The organism is Bacillus sp. LR--39 (assembly GCF_053613335.1).
This window is the reverse complement of record NZ_JBSIOT010000718.1, coordinates 1-777: the sequence shown is the minus strand read 5'-3', so window position 1 is coordinate 777 and position 777 is coordinate 1. Positions and strand designations below refer to the sequence as shown.

At 54.4% G+C, this 777-nt stretch carries 1 protein-coding gene; it reads left to right on the top strand.

Annotation, left to right across the window (positions count from 1 at the left end):
* Positions 1–777 (top strand): FecCD family ABC transporter permease (locus ACWHAR_RS26075; RefSeq protein WP_452088299.1); only part of this gene is annotated, 777 nt, incomplete at both ends.

Genomic DNA, 777 nt, shown 5'->3' with positions numbered 1-777 from the left:
CATTTTTCATTTTGACGCGAAAAATACGGCCCATCAAATTATTCAGGAACTCAGACTGCCAAGGACGGTAAGTGCGGCTCTTGTGGGCGCCTGCCTGGCGGTTTCCGGAGCCGTGATGCAGGGGATGACGCGAAATCCTCTTGCGTCGCCGGAAATTATGAGCGTCACGCACGGGTCAGCTTTCGCAATTGCTGTTGCGTTTGCTTTTTTTCCAGGAACCTCATCGATCGGGCTGATGATCTGGTCATTTGCCGGTGCCGCTCTTGGAGCGGGGCTTGTTTTTGGAATCGGAATGTTTTCAAAAGGCGGTCTTACGCCTGTAAAGCTGGCTTTGGCCGGTACGGCTGTCGGCACGTTCCTGAGCGCTCTTTCTACGAGCATCGCGATCCACTTTGATGTGGCGCGCGACGTCAGTTTTTGGTATGCCGGAGGTGTCGCCGGCACGAAATGGCTCAGCATTCAGTTGTTGATTCCGGCGGCAGCGCTCGGTTTGGCGGTCGTTTTTGTCATCGCCCGTTCCATCACGGTTCTAAGCCTGGGTGAGGAGCTGGCGAAAGGGCTCGGTCAATATACGAAGACGGTAAAAGCGATCGGCATCGTGTCCGTTGTTCTGCTGACGGGTGCCACTGTATCCGTTGCCGGTGCGATCGGTTTTATCGGATTGATCATTCCGCATATTACCCGCTTTCTGGTCGGGGTTGATTACCGCTGGATCATTCCATGCTCAGCTGTGCTTGGCGCTGTTCTTCTGATCTATGCGGATATTGCGGCAAGGCT